This is a genomic window from Mesorhizobium sp. CU3 (assembly GCF_006442965.1).
Lineage (GTDB): Bacteria > Pseudomonadota > Alphaproteobacteria > Rhizobiales > Rhizobiaceae > Mesorhizobium.
The window spans coordinates 1-14,596 of the sequence record NZ_VFWX01000029.1; the positions used below are offsets into that span (position 1 = coordinate 1).

The window sequence follows — 14,596 nt, forward strand, 5'->3', positions numbered from 1 at the left end:
GAGTGAGACGTTGGCGTTCCCTGGAACACCCCTCATCCGTCGCCTTCGGCGACACCTTCTCCCACAAGGGGAGAAGGGAAACGCGCACTACTCCCTTGCAATAATCTCCTGGCCGTCGATGACGAGCCTCAGGCCGAGATTGCCGGCCTTACGGCGGGCGAGGAAGCGCGGGCGGCGCATGTTGGAGACGCGGCCCTTGCGGCGCTGCTGCGGCGGCAGCGCCTTGATGGCGACGCCGAGCGATTCTTCCAATGTGCGGGCAACGCCGTCGGCCTCGATCAGAAGCATGGGCAAGCGGTAGGCGTCGGCCCAGGCGCGCCAGTCGGCTGCGACGTCCTCGAGGTCGTCGGCGACCAGGAGCGGCACCGAGAGCATCGGATCATTGTGCAGGAGTTCCAGCGTCACGGTGACATTGCCTTCCGGATCTTCCATGGCACGCGCGGCAACGCCGCGGAACGCGTTGGCGGGCAGCGCGATGATCGCCGGCAAGCCGCTCATCTCCAGGACACGGCGGATGACCGCGCCGCGATGGTCGATGGTGAAGGTGACATCGCCATAATCGTCGCGGGCGGCATAGCTCACCATCTGCGGCAGGCGAAACGGATCGAGACGCATGTTGCGCCCGGCCCAGACTGGCTTCAATCCAACGTTCATCGTGTCTTCCCTGTTACTCCTGAGGGCCGTTTTCCGGTTCTCTCAGAGCCGGTTTTTCCGGCCTCGTTATGGGAAGAAACATTAGCGCTCGCTTCTTACCGTCGCGCTTAAGAAGTTCGGTTAAATTTTGCTGATCTCAGGGATGGTTATCGGAATGCGACCGACCACCATACCTAGGAAGGATCAGATAACCTTACCGGGATTCATGATGCCGGCCGGATCGAAGGCGGCCTTCACCCGGCGCATCAGATCGATCGCCATCGGCGGCGCGGTAGCGATCAGCTCGTCGCGCTTCAACTGACCGATGCCGTGCTCGGCCGAGATCGAGCCATGGAAGGCGCGCACGACGTCATGCACGGCGTGGTTCATCGGGTGGTAAAGCTCGAGGAACGCCTCGTCCTGCCAGTCCACCGGGCGTGAGATGTTATAGTGCAGATTGCCGTCGCCCATATGGCCGAAGCAGACGACGCGCGCGCCGGGGCAGACCCCTTCCACCACGCCGGCCGCCTGTCCGATGAAGTCGGGGATCGAGGATGTCGGCACGGAGATGTCGTGCTTGATCGAGGCGCCCTCGGGCTTCTGGCATTCGGGCAGCGTCTCGCGGAAATTCCAGAAGGCGTCGCCCTGGGCAAGGCTTGCCGAGACCACCGCGTCGCCGACGATGCCTTGCTCCATAGCCTCGGCCAGGATTTCCTCGATCAGCGCCTTGCCGTCTTCTTCGGAGCGGCCGGACGAGACCTGCATCAGCACATACCAGGGCCAGTCGTCGGCCAGCGGTCGCACGATGCCCTGGCCGTGCTTCAGCGTGAAGTCGTAGGGCCGTTTGGCGATCAGCTCGAAAGCGGTGAGCGAGGCGCCGGCCCTGTCCATCGCCAAGGTGAACAGCGACAGCGCGTCCTTCGGCGACGATGGCAGGCCGGCAAAGGCGACCTCCCTGCCCTTCGGCTTCGGGAACAGTTTCAGCACCGCGGCGGTGATGACGCCGAGCGTGCCCTCGGCGCCGACGAAGAGGTTCTTCAGATCGTAGCCGGTGTTGTCCTTCTTCAGCTTGCGCAGATCGTCGAACACCTCGCCGGTCGGCAGCACCACCTCGACGCCGAGGCAGAGTTCGCGCGCATTGCCATAGGCAAGCGCGCCGGTGCCGCCGGCATTGGAAGAGAGATTGCCGCCGATCTGGCAGGAGCCTTGCGCGGCGAGCGAGAGCGGGAACAGCCGGCCGGCGGCGTCGGCCGCTTCCTGCAGCGTCTGCAGGATGACGCCGGCCTCGACGGTCACGGTGTTCGACAGCACATCGATTTCGCGGATGCGGTTCAACCTGGAAAGCGAGAGCACGATGTCGCGGCCGGATTCATCGGGCACCTGCGCGCCGACCAGCCCGGTGTTGCCGCTCTGCGGCACGATCGGCGTGCCCGTCTCGGTGGCAAGCCGCATGATGCGGCTGACCTCCTCGACGCTGCCCGGACGCAGCACCAGCGGTGTCCGGCCATGCCAGAGGCCGCGCCGCTCGGTGATATAAGGCGCGATGTCGGCCTGGTCGCGCAACGCATATTTGTCGCCGACGATCGCAGCGAAACGGTCGATGACGGTTGGGTCGAGGTCGAAGGGCTGGTCGTTCATGAGCCAGAACCTATGGCGCTCAGACGATCTTGTCACGCGGCGCGGCGGCGCGCGCGAGCCGATCGTTGATCGCCTCGCCCAGGCCCTCGAACGGGATCGGCTCGACGGCGATGGTCGCGGCGCCAACGCGGTCGAGCGCCTGCATGGCCGCGAAAAGGTTGCTTGCCGCCTCGCGCAGGTCGCCTTGCTCGGAGAGATTGCGAATGGCTGCAGCACCCTGCCAGCCATCGGCGCGGCTCGGACCGAAGGCGAGCAGCGCCTCGCCACTCACGATCTGTTGAACATTGAGCCGCATCGCGGCGCCCGGCGCGTAGTGCGAGGCGAGCATGCCTGGCGCCTCGATGCCCTTGGCGCCGCGCGCCAGCCTCGCGCCGGCCACGGCCTCGATCTCCTCGGCGGCGATGCCGCCTGGACGGAGCAGCCGCAATCTTCCGTCCTCGACCTTGAGAATGGTCGATTCCAGCCCAACCGGCGTCGCGCCGCCATCGACGACCAGCCTGATCCTGTCACCGAGGTCGGCGGCTACCGCCTGTGCCGTCGTGCCGGAAATCTTGCCGGAGGAGTTGGCGCTGGGCGCAGCGAGTGGCCGTCCCAGCCGCGCGATCAGCTCACCGCCAAAGCCGCGCGGCATGCGCAGCGCGATCGTGTCGAGCCCGGCGGTGACCAGCGGGTGGATGCCATTGTCGGCGCGCTGCGGCAGCACCAGCGTCAGCGGGCCAGGCCAGAAGGCTTCGGCGAGCCTTGCCGAGAGCGGATCGAATGCGGCTATGCGGTCCGCCATGTCGCGGTCGGCGACATGGGCGATCAGCGGATTGAAGCGCGGCCGGCCCTTGGCCTCGAAGATGCGCGCCACGGCGACGCCATTGGTGGCATCGCCCGCCAGTCCGTAGACCGTCTCGGTCGGAATGGCGACGACATCGCCGCCTTCGAGCAGCGCCAAAGCCTGCTCAATCGCCTCGCCGACCGCCAATATCTCAGCCAAATCCGCCACCGATCCTAAACATGCCGGTCCCGTAATACGGCGGCTTCTATCGGGCAAGTGCGGGCGTTGGCGATTTATCAATCCCTAAAATGTTAAGTTTCCGCGCAAGCCGGCTTCAATTTTAGCGGCCTAAAGCTGCGGGATGGTGTCGTTGCGGGCGGGGAGTGGTGTTGTGATGCGTATCATGGGAGCGGCCGTGATCGGCCTTCTGGCGACGGGCGGCGTATCGCAGGCCTCGTCGTTCGTGGTTCTCGGCGTCTCGACGTCGACGCCTTCCATCATCAAGTTGAAGGCGATCGACAAGCCGTCGGCGGCCTCGGCGCCGTCGATGATCGCGCTTGGCGATCCGGTGCCCGCCGTCACCGACGAGAAGGTTGCGGCGATCCCCTCCGGGCATCAGCCGGCCCCGATGATCATTCGCGGCGGGGTGGTCGGCGGCGCATTCGCGACGCCGACGGCGACCGCGGCGGCCAAGCCTGCAGCGCCCGCTGCCGCCGCGCCCGCGAACGGCACCGCGCCGACCACGCCTGCCAACGGCACCGCCGCGGCTTCGAACGGCGCCGGCAAGACGAACAGCCAGCCGACGACCGCAGCGGCCAATGCGCCGAGCAGCACCCAGCCGCAAACCACGCCAGTACCGCGCGTCGGCAAGGCGATGTAGTTCACATTGAACCCCAGCACGGTATGCTAGGCGCCTTGCCAACCTCGTGTCCGATTTCTGCCCATGCGGATCGGGCACTGTGGTGTTGGCATTAAAAAGGGGGGTTCCATGACTGTGTCGAAAGCGATTGCCATTGCCGGCCTTTTGGCGGCGCTGGGCGCTGGCCCGGCACGGGCCGACGACATGCTCGGCTCCTACACGGCGCGCATCTCTGACCGCGATCACCGCGCCAGCGACGGCTATCCGCTGAGCAGTGCTGCGCAGATGGTGCGCCAGGATCGCGCCAACTATCACAAATTCCACCGGCGCGACGGCGACGACCAGGGCGACCCGTGGTTCCGCACCGACGGCTCGCGCGCCGACCTGCAGCGCATGCTGGAGCGCGGCGGCGCCATGAGCAGTTCGACAAGGCGCGCCATCGTCAATGGCGAGCCGCTAATCGAGGTCGACGTCTATCCGGACAGCGTGCGGGTCAGCATTCTGGAAGATTGACGAAGCCGGTTCCGACAGAAGCCGGACTGACGAAAAAGGGCGACGCGTAAGGCGCCGCCCCTCATGTCTCAGACGATGCGTTGAGACGACGAAACCGGCTCAGGCCGCCTCTTCCTTGTGGTCATCGTCGGACTCGTCGTCGTCGCCCTCTTCGTCCTCATGGTCGGACTTATCGTCCGCCGAAGCGGTGGCTTCTTCGTCAGCGTCTTCATCTTCTTCGTCGCCGTCCTCGTCATCCGGCTCATCGTCGGCCGAGGCGGAGGCTTCCTCATCGGCGTCGTCTTCGTCCTCGTCGTCGCCGTCTTCCTCGTCGCCCTCTTCCTCTTCGTCGTCCGACAGGTCGGCGGCTTCGACCGCCGCGGCGGCAGCGTGGTCGAGCACGTTTTCGGAAGCGGGTTCGGTGCCCTCGGCGGCGGCCGGGGTCTCTTCAATCAGGTCCATATCGTCGACGGAATTCATGGCATGCCTCCGTGGTTGGGGAACGTGTTGGAGCGTGTCGAGCCGAAACGAATTCGGTCAACGCCCTTCAGTCTTTCGTTGATGCATGTCGCGGAACCGCTCGGCGCTTCCAGGCGACATGCATCATTTCTCCCATGCGGAGGTCATCGCCATATGACTGTAAGCCGGCTCCGGCGCATTAATTTTCGAGCGCCGAATTGTCGAGCAATGCCCGCGCCCTAGCGGACGCGAGCACTCTCGAGGATGCGATTTCTGAGCCGTCAGCCGACGATTTTTGAAAAATCCGCGACCTGGTCGGTGGCCGCGCGGATGCGGGCGAGCAGCGCCAGGCGGTTGGCGCGCACAGCCTGGTCCTCATCATTGACGAGAACGCCTTCAAAAAATGAATCAACCGGTTCACGCAACACGCTAAGCGCCAGCATGGCGGCGGAAAAATCTTCGTTTTGAATTGCTTGGCCGGCTTCCTTCTCGGCCTGATTCACCGCGGCGAACAGCTTCTTTTCCGCTTCTTCGCGCAGAAGAGCCGGCTCAACGCTCTCGGCGACGAGCGTTTTCTTCTTCTCTTCCGCCGCCAGGATGTTGGCCGCGCGCTTGGTGCCGGCAAGCAGGTTCTTGCCGCCGTCGGTATCGAGCAAGGAGCCCAGCGCCTCGACACGGCGCACGATCTGCAACAGGTCGTCCGACTGCGGCGTGATGACGGCATCGATCAGATCATGCCGCGCGCCCTGGTCGCGCAGATAGACCTTCAGGCGGTCGTGGAAGAAGGCGAGGAGATCGGACGCCTGATCCGCGCCGCCGGTGAAGTTGGCAAAGGCCTTGGCGAAGACAGAGGTGAGCGCCAAACGGATGCGGTTCTCGATCAGGATCCTGACCACACCGAGCGCCGCTCTTCGCAGCGCAAATGGGTCCTTCGAGCCCGTCGGCTTCTCGTCGATGGCCCAGAAGCCGGTCAGCGTGTCCAGCTTGTCGGCGAGCGCCACGGCAACCGAAACCGGATCGGTCGGCACACGGTCGGACGGCCCCTGCGGCTTGTAGTGCTCCTCGGCAGCGGCGGCCACCGACGGATGCTCGCCCTGCAGCAGCGCGTATTTGCGGCCCATCGCGCCCTGCAATTCCGGGAACTCGCCGACCACTTCGGTCTGCAGATCGGCCTTGGCGAGCACCGCGGCACGGGCGACGAGCGCAGGCTCGGCGCCAACCACCGGCGCCAGTTCTTCGGCCAGCCGCCTGATCCGCTCCACCCGCGCCCCTTGCGTGCCCAGCTTGGCATGGAAGGTCACGTTGAGGTGGTCGAGCCGCGCCATGCGCTGGTCGAGCGGCTTCTTCATATCGAGGTTGAATTTCGCCGCCGACGCCTGGAGCTGGTCGAGGTCGGGCAGGTCGCTTTGGTCGGTCTTCCAGAAATAGAGCGCGTCGGACAGGCGCGAGCGCACCACCTTACCGTTGCCGTAAGCGATCTCGCGGCCGCCATCCTTGGCCTCGATGTTGGCGGTGAGGATGAAGCGGTTCGAAAGATCCTCAGCTGCGGCCTGCGGCCGGGTGACGAAGCATTTCTGGTTGGCGCGGATGGTGAGCCGGATGACTTCGCCTGGGATGGCGAGGAAATCGCGTTCGAACTCGCCCATCAGCACGACTGGCCATTCGACCAGGCCCGAAACTTCTTCCAAGAGGCCTTCGTCCTCGACAAGATCGAGCCCGTTGGCGAAGGCGATGTTGCGGGCGTCCGCCAGGATGATCTCCTTGCGCCGGTCGGCGTCGAGCACGACCTTGGCCGCTTCGAGCTTGGTCACATAGTCGTCGAAGCGGCGCACGGTGATCGGATCCGGCGCATGGAAGCGGTGGCCGTAGGTGACGTTGCCGGAACGGATGCCGTCGATGTCGAAATCGACCACCACCGGCTCCTCAGTCTCCGGGCCGAAGGTGCAGACGATCGACTGCAGCGGCCGCACCCAGCGCAGCGAGCCAGGCTTTGCCGAGGCCGGCCCCCAGCGCATCGACTTCGGCCAGGGGAAGTTCTTGATGATGCCCGGCACCAGCTCGGCGATGATTTCCTCCGCCGCCCTGCCCGGCTTGGAGATGTGGGCGACGTAGAAATCGCCCTTTTTCGGATCGGAATGGACATGGGCGTCCGCGATCGACGAAAGCCCGGCCTTGCGCAGGAAACCCTGCACGGCCTGGTCGGGCGCCGTGGTCGACGGGCCCTTGATCTCCTCGCGAATATCCTTGGAGCGCGCGGTCAGCCCGCGGATGTCGAGCGTCAGGCGCCGCGGCGTCCAATACTCGCGCGCCGCCTCATAGGTCAGACCTGCCTCGACCAGACCGTCGGTCAGCATCTTGCGCAGGTCGCCGGCAGCCTTGCGCTGCATGCGGGCGGGAATTTCCTCGGAGCGAAGTTCGAGCAACAAGTCCGGCATCAGAGTTTCTCCACCCGCATGCTGTTTTCCTGTTTGCGCGTCCTCGCGCCTTCGGCACTGCGGGCGCGCGGCTGGGCCGGAATTTCCTCGGAGCGAAGTTCGAGTAGCAGATCGGGCATCGGTTCAGCTCATGCGGGCGAATTGTCCGCGCGGCATAGCAACTCGGCCGGCCGCTGTCACCCTGCATGCCGATCCCCATTTCGGTCGATTTCAGGAAATTTTCAGGTCTTTGTCGGGACCGGGCGGCTCCGCCCGTCCTAAGTGCAGACACCCCATGAACCGAACACGGCGCTGAAGCGACACACGCTCAGGCAGAGACCTATTGACTGAACGACGATGAAGACGGCATCGAGAGCCCTGCAGATCCTGGCGCTCAGCGCCTGCTTCGCCGCCCAGATGCACGGCGCGATCGCGATGCCGGGCGTGCGGCAGGCCATGCGCATGATCGATGGCGTCAGCCAAAGCGTAATCACGACTACCGTCGAGATAGCAAAGGCCGTGGTCGCTTAAGCCGCCAGCCCGCCCGCGCGCGTCTTCAGGAACGCCTCGCCGCAGGCTTTGGCGAGGTTGCGCACGCGCAGGATGTAGCTTTGCCGTTCGGTGACCGAGATCACGCCGCGCGCGTCGAGCAGGTTGAAGACGTGGCTTGCCTTGATGCACTGGTCGTAGGCCGGGAAGACCAGCCGGTGCATCGCCAGATTGTCGCTGGGCTTCGGCGTGCCGGCATCGAGCAGCGCCTTGCATTCGGTCTCGGCGTCCTCGAAATGCCGCAACAGCATCGAGGTGTTGGCGAATTCGAAATTGTGGCGCGAATATTCCTGCTCGGCCTGCAGGAAGACATCGCCATAGGTCACCTTCTCGGCGCCCTCGCGACCGTTGAAGTTGAGGTCATAGACGTTGTCGACGCCCTGGACGTACATGGCGAGCCGCTCCAGACCATAGGTCAGCTCGCCCGCCACCGGCGCGCATTCGATGCCGCAGACTTGCTGGAAATAGGTGAACTGCGAGACTTCCATGCCGTCGCACCAGCACTCCCAGCCGAGACCCCAGGCGCCGAGCGTCGGGCTTTCCCAGTCGTCCTCGACGAAGCGGATGTCGTGCAGCAGCGGATCGACGCCGATGGCTTCGAGCGAGCCGAGATACAGCTCCTGCAGGTTCGGCGGGTTCGGCTTCAGGATCACCTGATACTGGTAATAATGCTGCAGGCGGTTGGGGTTTTCGCCGTAGCGGCCGTCCTTCGGGCGGCGCGAGGGCTGCACGTAAGCGGCGTTCCAGCGCAGCGGACCGAGCGCGCGCAAGGTGGTGGCCGGATGGAACGTGCCGGCGCCGACTTCCATGTCGTAAGGCTGCAGGATCAGGCAACCATAGTCCGCCCAGTAATTGTGCAAGGTCAGGATCAGCCCCTGGAAGGAGCGGCTGGGGTGCATATGGGCAGGAATGTCGATGGTCACGGCGGCCTCGCAAAGCGCGGAACGAAGCTTTCCCTAGTTGCCGGGCCGGCGAGCGTCAAGGCAGCGCCCCTCCATCGGAGGATGTAGAACGCTTTGCAACCTGCTGGCCCATTGCCGGCGAGCGGCGGCGACCGTCTGCTTCGACTGAACATCAACAACGAAGGTTCCGTCCATGCCCGGTCAGCTCATCGTCCGCCCCGTCACAAGGCAGGACTACGCAGAGTGGCTGCCGCTCTGGGACGGCTACAATGCGTTTTACGGACGCTCCGGCCCGACGGCGCTTGCCGGCGAGATCACGCAGACGACCTGGGCGCGCTTCTTCGACGCCTATGAGCCGGTGCATGCGCTGGTGGCTGAACGCGACGGCGGGCTTCTGGGCCTGGTTCACTATCTCTACCACCGCTCGACCACGGCGATCGCGCCGAGCTGCTACCTGCAGGACCTGTTCACGACGCAAGCCGCGCGCGGCCAAGGCGTCGGCCGGGCACTGATCGAAGGCGTGTACGAACGCGCCGGGCAAGCAGGCGCCAATCGCGTCTACTGGCTGACGCATGAGACGAACCACACCGCCATGCTGCTCTACGACAAAATAGGCGATCGCTCGGGGTTCGTCGTTTATCGCAAAATGTTCTGAAAATGCCGCGGGGCCCCGAAGGGCCCCGCAAAAATGCCGGATTGGAGCGTTCAGCCCTTCGGCGCGGGGGCCGGCACAACCGGCTTCATCTTCGGGGTTTCCTGCGCGGTGTTGGATTCGATCGGCGGCAGGCCCTTGAGCAGCTTCTGCTGCAAGGTCGCGAGCACATCCGGATCGGGTTTCAGGTCGCGCGCCTGGGTCCACTGATAGGTGGCCTCGAGCTTGCGGCCGACGCGCCAGTAGGCATCGCCGAGATGGTCGTTGAGGACCGGATCTTCCGGCTTCAGCGACACGGCGCGCTCCATCTCGCGCACGGAATCGTCGAAGCGGCCGAGGCGGAAATAGGCCCAGCCGAGTGAATCGACGATGTAGCCGTCGTTAGGCCTGAGATCCACAGCCTTCTGGATCATCGCCAGGCCTTCCTTGAGCTTCATGTTCATGTCGACCCAGGAATAGCCGAGATAGTTCATGACCTGCGGCTGGTCGGGCTGCAATTCCAGCGCCTTGAGGAAATTGGGTTCGGCCTTCGGCCATTCCTTCAGCCGCTCATAGGCGATGCCGCGCTGGTAGAAGATGTTCCAGTTGGCGGCGGTCGGCGCCTTCAGCCGATCGACGGCCTTGTCGTAGAGATTGGCGGCCGAGCGGAAATCCTCTTTCGAGCCATAGACCCCGCCAAGCGCCAGATAGGCGCGCATGTCGTCGGGATGCTTGTCGAGATAGGCCGTGAGATCGGCGATCGCCTCGTCATGCTTGTCGAGATCGGCAAGGTTGAGGCCAATCTGCAGGTCGGAGAGTTCCTTGAGCGGCGAGGAAGCCGGAATGCGGCGGTAGAGCGCGACGGCGCCCTCGCCGTCCTTCAACTGCTCGGCAACGCCGGCGAGCTGCACCAAGGCGGCGTCGCTGTCAGGCTTCAGCGCCAGCGCGTATTGCAGATAGAGCCGCACGAACGGCTCGCCGCCGCCGCGGTTCAACGCCGTGGCGAGATCGAGCAGGATTTCGGAGGCGCCGTCGGACGGATTTGCGATGAACGGTTCGATCTTGTCGCCCTTGGCGATCCGGTCGCGCAACGCTGTGATTTCCAGCTTGCCCGGCGCAAAGGCCTCGGCCTGGTTCAGCACCTCGATCGCCTTCGACTTGTCGCCCTTGCGCACGAGGAAGGAGGCATAGGCCTGCGCATTGCGCATCCAGGTCTCGGGCGCGGAGCCGCCGGCGGCGGTGTCGGCCATGGTAGAGGAATAGATCTCGTCGGCCTTGTCGTTGAGGCCGGCGGCATCGGCGATCAGCGCGCGGTGGAAGGACTTGAACAGGCCGAACCAGTCCGGGCCCTTTAGCTTGTCGATGGACTCCATCGCCTCGGAGGCATCGCCGGCGCCCTCTTTGGCCCAGCCGGCCATAACGCCCGAGATGAGCCGGTCGAGATCGGATTCGAGCGACAGCTTCAGCCAGTACTGGGCTTTGGTGTAGTCCTTCTTGTGGAAGGAATCGACGGCGAGGCCAAGCCGCGAGAAGCGCTCGACATCAGGCACTTCCTTCAACTTGTCAGCATAGACCAGCGATTCCTCGAAGCGCCCTTGAGCGACAAGCGCCAGCATCAGGCTCTGCTGGAGGTCCTGGTCGTTCGGGGCGAAGGCCAGCGCCTGTTTGTAATAGGCGATGGCGTCGTCGAGATCGTTGTCGCTTTCGGCGATATGGGCGGCGAGATAGGCGCCCGAGAAAGACGTGATCTGGAGCGGTTCCTCCTTGGCCTGAACCGGCAGCACCCAAAGCGCCACACCGGTCAAAAATGCCAGCCTCGTCAGCCAGCGCGCACGTCCTTGCCGCATCGTATCCCTTTCAGCCAGATGCGATCGCGCCCTCGGCGGACCGCCCACAGACTCGAAGTTTTCCGGACAAAGCATGGCCTTTTTGGGGTCAGGCTTCAATCCCGGCCTGATTTCACAATCGAGTCACCGACTTAACAAAGAGTGGCCGCCGGCGAAAATATCGCGACGGCGCGCGGAACGGTTGAAATGCCGGCGCCGGGCGCGCCTCAAAGGCGGGTGCCTGAGTATCCGGCAGCCGCGACGACGCTGCAGAGATCCGACCATTCGCAGCCCTGACACGCCTGACGCGTGCGTCCCGCCGAAAAGGCCTGGCGCATGGCGGCGAGGCGTGCTGTCTCGAAGCTGAAACGGACGCCGGCCGCGATCGGCCGGCCGAGCAGTTCGCCGACATCGCGCGCGGCGAGTTGGTCCCGGCCTGCGGCACTCTCGCCCAGGCAGTGCGGTTCCTTCTCGTCGAGCAGCGGGGCGCAGATATCGTCCGGCCCGGAGACGATCTGCACGTCCTCGCCGCCTGCAAGGCGCTCCACCACCTTGTCGTAATTGGCGGTGAAGGCCGGCGAATAGCCTTTGCCGACATAAGTCAGCAGGCAAAGCAGGTGATGGGCGCGCAGCCTGACGGTCATCAGGCCGGGGACGAAGGCGTGCGACGCTGCGCCTTGTAGGTCGAGAACAGCTTCAGCGTCGCGGCGCCGAGCGCGGACTTGAGCAGGCCGCCGACGATGAACGGCGTGACGCCGAAGGTGATCGCCTTCTCCACGCCGATCATGGCGGCAAGCCAGGCCGCGCCAAGCACCAGGCAGAGCAGATTACCGATGAGCATGGCCAGGAAGGCGAGCATCACGCGGTTGCTGTTCCAGCCGCGCTCGGCCAGCCAGCCGACGACGGCGCCGACGACCGGGAAGGCAAAGAGGTAGCCGCCGGTCGGACCGACGAAATTCTGGATGCCGGCCGCGCCGCCTGCCAGCACCGGAAAACCGATCGCGCCTTCGACCAGCCAGGCGGCGATGGTGAGCGCGCCGAAGCGCCAGCCATAGAGCGCGCCGATCAGCGTCACGGCAAAGGTCTGCATGGTCACGGGAACCGGCACCATCGGCACCTCGATATAGGAGGACAGCGCCAAAAACAGCGAGCCGAGAACGACGGCGCCGACCTTCCAGGCAAGCGAACGGTTTTGTAGACGCAGCGGGCTGAAGGAGGGATTCGAGGACGAAAAGGCGATGTCGGTCACGGTGTCTTCCCTGGTTGAATTGAAATTATAGATAATTTTTGTACTTCATCTATTATCGAATCCATATTTTCGCGAGGATGGCAAGCCCGCAGGTTCGTCATCCTAGGGCGGAGCAGCCGCGAAGCGGCGTCGCGTAGACCCTAGGATCCATGCCGTGGCCTAGGCCGAAGGCGAAAGCGGTGCAGAACATAGGTCGTTCTGCACCGTTGAAACGTTCAGAGGTAACGGCATGGATTCTAGGGTCTTCGCGCGTCGCTTCGCTCCTTGCTCCGCCCTAGAATGACGAAGCTGGGAAGCCTCGCCAATCGTTATGCGACGATTACGAAGCTGAGAGGCCTCGGCCAATCGCCGAGCCTACCCCACGATGGCGAAAGCGTCGCGCATCCTGCCTGAGGCGGTCTTGACCGGCTTCTGGCCGATCCATTGCACGTGGCGGCCGAGCGTGGCGGCGGCGGATTCGGTGTTGCCTTGCCTCAGCGCAGCAAGGATCGCACGGTGATCCTGGTCGGTTCGGGTTTCCCACTCCGAGCGCCATGCGGCGAACAGGAAACGCGCGCTTGCCGCATGCAGGTCGTCGATGGTCGAGAGCAGGCGCGGCATGCGGCAAGGCTCGAGGATCAGCCGGTGGAAGGCGCGATTGGCTTCCTCCCAGGAGCGGACGTCGCGCGATTTGTCGCCGGCCTTTGTCGCTTCCTCAGCCTTTTCGAGGATCGCCGCCGTCAGATGCGGCGCGGCGTGGCGCAGCGCCAGCACTTCGAGCGCGGCGCGCATCTCCGCCACCTCCCTCACCTCGCCGAGATCGAAGGAGGCGACGCGCACGCCGCGACGCGGCTCGCTGATCGCCAGGCCTTGTGCCTCAAGGCGGCGGAAGGCCTCACGCACCGGCACATGGCTGGTGTTGAATTCTTCCGCGACATGGTCCTGGCGCAGCCGCGAGCCGGGCTCTATAGCGCCCGAAATGATGCGGTCCGCCAACGCTTTGCTGATGCGGACGGCGATGGTGTCCTCTGTGGTCATTTTTTATAGATAATTTGCGGGACGGCCGTTTGTCGAGACAGCAAAGGCGTCCCTCCCGGCTTTTTGCCGGAAGGCCAAACAGTTCGGACGCCCGCTCAGTTCACGCGGCTGATGCAGAAATCGATGACGTCGATCAGCGCCGATTTCTGCGGCGTCGCTTCCAGCGGCGCCAGCGCATCGCGGGCGATCTCGCCGAAATGACGGGCGCGGCCGATCGTGTCGGCTATGGCGCCATGGCGGGCCATCAGGCCGATCGCCTTTTCGAGCCCCGCATCGTCGGTGACGTTCTCCTCGATGGCGCGCTTCCAGAAGGTACGTTCGGCCTTGGTGCCGCGCCGGTAGGCGAGAATCACCGGCAGCGTCACCTTGCCCTCGCGGAAATCGTCGCCGACATTCTTGCCGAGGTCCTTGCTCGAGCCGCCGTAATCCAGCGCGTCATCGATCAACTGGAAGGCAAGGCCGAGATTCATGCCGTAGGAACGCAGTGCGGCGCGATCGTTGCGCGAAGCCTGGGCGATCACCGGGCCGACTTCCGCGGCAGCCGAAAACAGCGCCGCGGTCTTGGCCTTGATGACGGCAAAATGCTCGTCCTCGGTGGTTTCGAGGTTTTTGGCCGCTGCCAATTGCATTACCTCGCCCTCGGCGATGATGGAAGCGGCGGCCGACAGGATGTCGAGGGCTTCGAGCGAGCCGACCTCGACCATCATGCGGAACGCCTGGCCAAGCAGGAAATCGCCGACCAGCACGCTTGCCTGGTTGCCCCAGATCATGCGCGCCGTCTTCTTGCCGCGCCTGAGCGCGCTCTCGTCGACCACATCGTCATGCAGCAGCGTCGCGGTATGCATGAACTCGACTGCGGTGGCGAGCTTGACATGGCCTTCGCCCGAATAGCCAAACATCTGGGCGGCGGCGAGCGTCAGCATCGGCCTGAGCCGCTTGCCGCCGGACGAGATCAGGTGGTTGGCGATCTCCGGGATCATCTCGACGTCGGAGCCGGCCTTGGACAGGATCAGTTCGTTGACGCGGCCCATATCGGCGGCCGTCAGGTCGATCAGATCCTTGATGGAAGCGGGTTCCCGCTTGCCTTCGATGTTCAGAACAACACCCACCACGACAACTCCCGTCTCATGACGCGCACGCACCCTGGTCCCGGCTCGACTCTAG

The 14,596-nt window shown here is 64.6% G+C and carries 15 protein-coding genes; 4 read left to right on the forward strand and 11 right to left on the reverse strand.

Annotation, left to right across the window (positions count from 1 at the left end; all coding sequences use genetic code 11):
- Positions 1–87: 87 nt before the first annotated feature.
- The 3 genes from FJ988_RS29835 to FJ988_RS29845 all read right to left on the reverse strand — a co-directional run bounded on the left by FJ988_RS29835 (position 88) and on the right by FJ988_RS29845 (position 3,253).
- On the reverse strand, positions 88–654 hold the full coding sequence (locus FJ988_RS29835; protein WP_140822822.1) for a DUF6101 family protein: 567 nt from the start codon (positions 652–654) through the stop codon (positions 88–90).
- Positions 655–837: 183 nt separating this feature from the next.
- On the reverse strand, positions 838–2,271 hold the full coding sequence (locus FJ988_RS29840; protein ID WP_140822824.1) for an FAD-binding oxidoreductase: 1,434 nt from the start codon (positions 2,269–2,271) through the stop codon (positions 838–840).
- A gap of 19 nt (positions 2,272–2,290) precedes the next feature.
- Positions 2,291–3,253: an L-threonylcarbamoyladenylate synthase gene (locus FJ988_RS29845; RefSeq protein WP_181183723.1), complete on the reverse strand. Its 963-nt coding sequence runs from the start codon at positions 3,251–3,253 to the stop codon at positions 2,291–2,293.
- Between the two features lie 175 nt (positions 3,254–3,428).
- Between FJ988_RS29845 and FJ988_RS29850 the strand changes: the two genes are divergently transcribed.
- Together FJ988_RS29850 and FJ988_RS29855 are read left to right on the forward strand one after the other, a co-directional pair.
- On the forward strand, positions 3,429–3,914 hold the full coding sequence (locus tag FJ988_RS29850; RefSeq protein WP_140822828.1) for a hypothetical protein: 486 nt from the start codon (positions 3,429–3,431) through the stop codon (positions 3,912–3,914).
- A 108-nt stretch (positions 3,915–4,022) separates the two neighbouring features.
- Entirely contained in the window at positions 4,023–4,406 is a 384-nt protein-coding gene (locus FJ988_RS29855) for a hypothetical protein (RefSeq protein ID WP_140822830.1), read from the forward strand.
- 99 nt (positions 4,407–4,505) lie between these two features.
- Here FJ988_RS29855 and FJ988_RS29860 read toward each other — a convergent pair whose 3' ends face one another.
- The gene (locus tag FJ988_RS29860) at positions 4,506–4,865 is read right to left on the reverse strand and encodes a hypothetical protein (protein WP_140822832.1); all 360 of its coding nucleotides are present in this window, start codon (positions 4,863–4,865) and stop codon (positions 4,506–4,508) included.
- A gap of 260 nt (positions 4,866–5,125) precedes the next feature.
- Positions 5,126–7,279 (reverse strand): glycine--tRNA ligase subunit beta, encoded by a 2,154-nt coding sequence (gene glyS / locus FJ988_RS29865; RefSeq protein WP_140822833.1) that lies wholly within the window; start codon positions 7,277–7,279, stop codon positions 5,126–5,128.
- 336 nt (positions 7,280–7,615) lie between these two features.
- Here glyS and FJ988_RS31010 point away from each other — a divergent pair, with 336 nt between their 5' ends.
- A complete protein-coding gene (locus FJ988_RS31010) occupies positions 7,616–7,789 on the forward strand; it encodes a hypothetical protein (RefSeq protein WP_181183724.1) in 174 nt (57 codons plus the stop codon).
- Here the strand turns inward: FJ988_RS31010 and FJ988_RS29870 are convergent.
- Positions 7,786–8,706, reverse strand: a complete 921-nt coding sequence (locus tag FJ988_RS29870) for a glycine--tRNA ligase subunit alpha (protein WP_181183727.1) — start codon at positions 8,704–8,706, stop codon at positions 7,786–7,788. The two genes, FJ988_RS31010 and FJ988_RS29870, sit on opposite strands and share 4 nt — an antisense overlap.
- A gap of 196 nt (positions 8,707–8,902) precedes the next feature.
- Here FJ988_RS29870 and FJ988_RS29875 point away from each other — a divergent pair, with 196 nt between their 5' ends.
- Entirely contained in the window at positions 8,903–9,364 is a 462-nt protein-coding gene (locus FJ988_RS29875; protein WP_140822837.1) for a GNAT family N-acetyltransferase, read from the forward strand.
- A gap of 50 nt (positions 9,365–9,414) precedes the next feature.
- Here the strand turns inward: FJ988_RS29875 and FJ988_RS29880 are convergent, their stop codons facing one another.
- From FJ988_RS29880 to FJ988_RS29900, 5 genes are all read right to left on the reverse strand, one after another.
- Positions 9,415–11,187, reverse strand: a complete 1,773-nt coding sequence (locus FJ988_RS29880; protein WP_140822839.1) for a tetratricopeptide repeat protein — start codon at positions 11,185–11,187, stop codon at positions 9,415–9,417.
- A 206-nt stretch (positions 11,188–11,393) separates the two neighbouring features.
- The gene (locus FJ988_RS29885) at positions 11,394–11,810 is read right to left on the reverse strand and encodes a DUF1284 domain-containing protein (RefSeq protein WP_140822841.1); all 417 of its coding nucleotides are present in this window, start codon (positions 11,808–11,810) and stop codon (positions 11,394–11,396) included.
- Positions 11,810–12,415: a biotin transporter BioY gene (locus FJ988_RS29890; protein ID WP_140822843.1), complete on the reverse strand. Its 606-nt coding sequence runs from the start codon at positions 12,413–12,415 to the stop codon at positions 11,810–11,812. The genes FJ988_RS29885 and FJ988_RS29890 overlap by 1 nt, the downstream gene beginning before the upstream one ends.
- Positions 12,416–12,769: 354 nt before the next feature.
- Positions 12,770–13,432: a GntR family transcriptional regulator gene (locus tag FJ988_RS29895; protein WP_140822845.1), complete on the reverse strand. Its 663-nt coding sequence runs from the start codon at positions 13,430–13,432 to the stop codon at positions 12,770–12,772.
- Positions 13,433–13,527: 95 nt separating this feature from the next.
- Positions 13,528–14,541, reverse strand: a complete 1,014-nt coding sequence (locus FJ988_RS29900; RefSeq protein ID WP_140822847.1) for a polyprenyl synthetase family protein — start codon at positions 14,539–14,541, stop codon at positions 13,528–13,530.
- Positions 14,542–14,596: the final 55 nt, after the last annotated feature.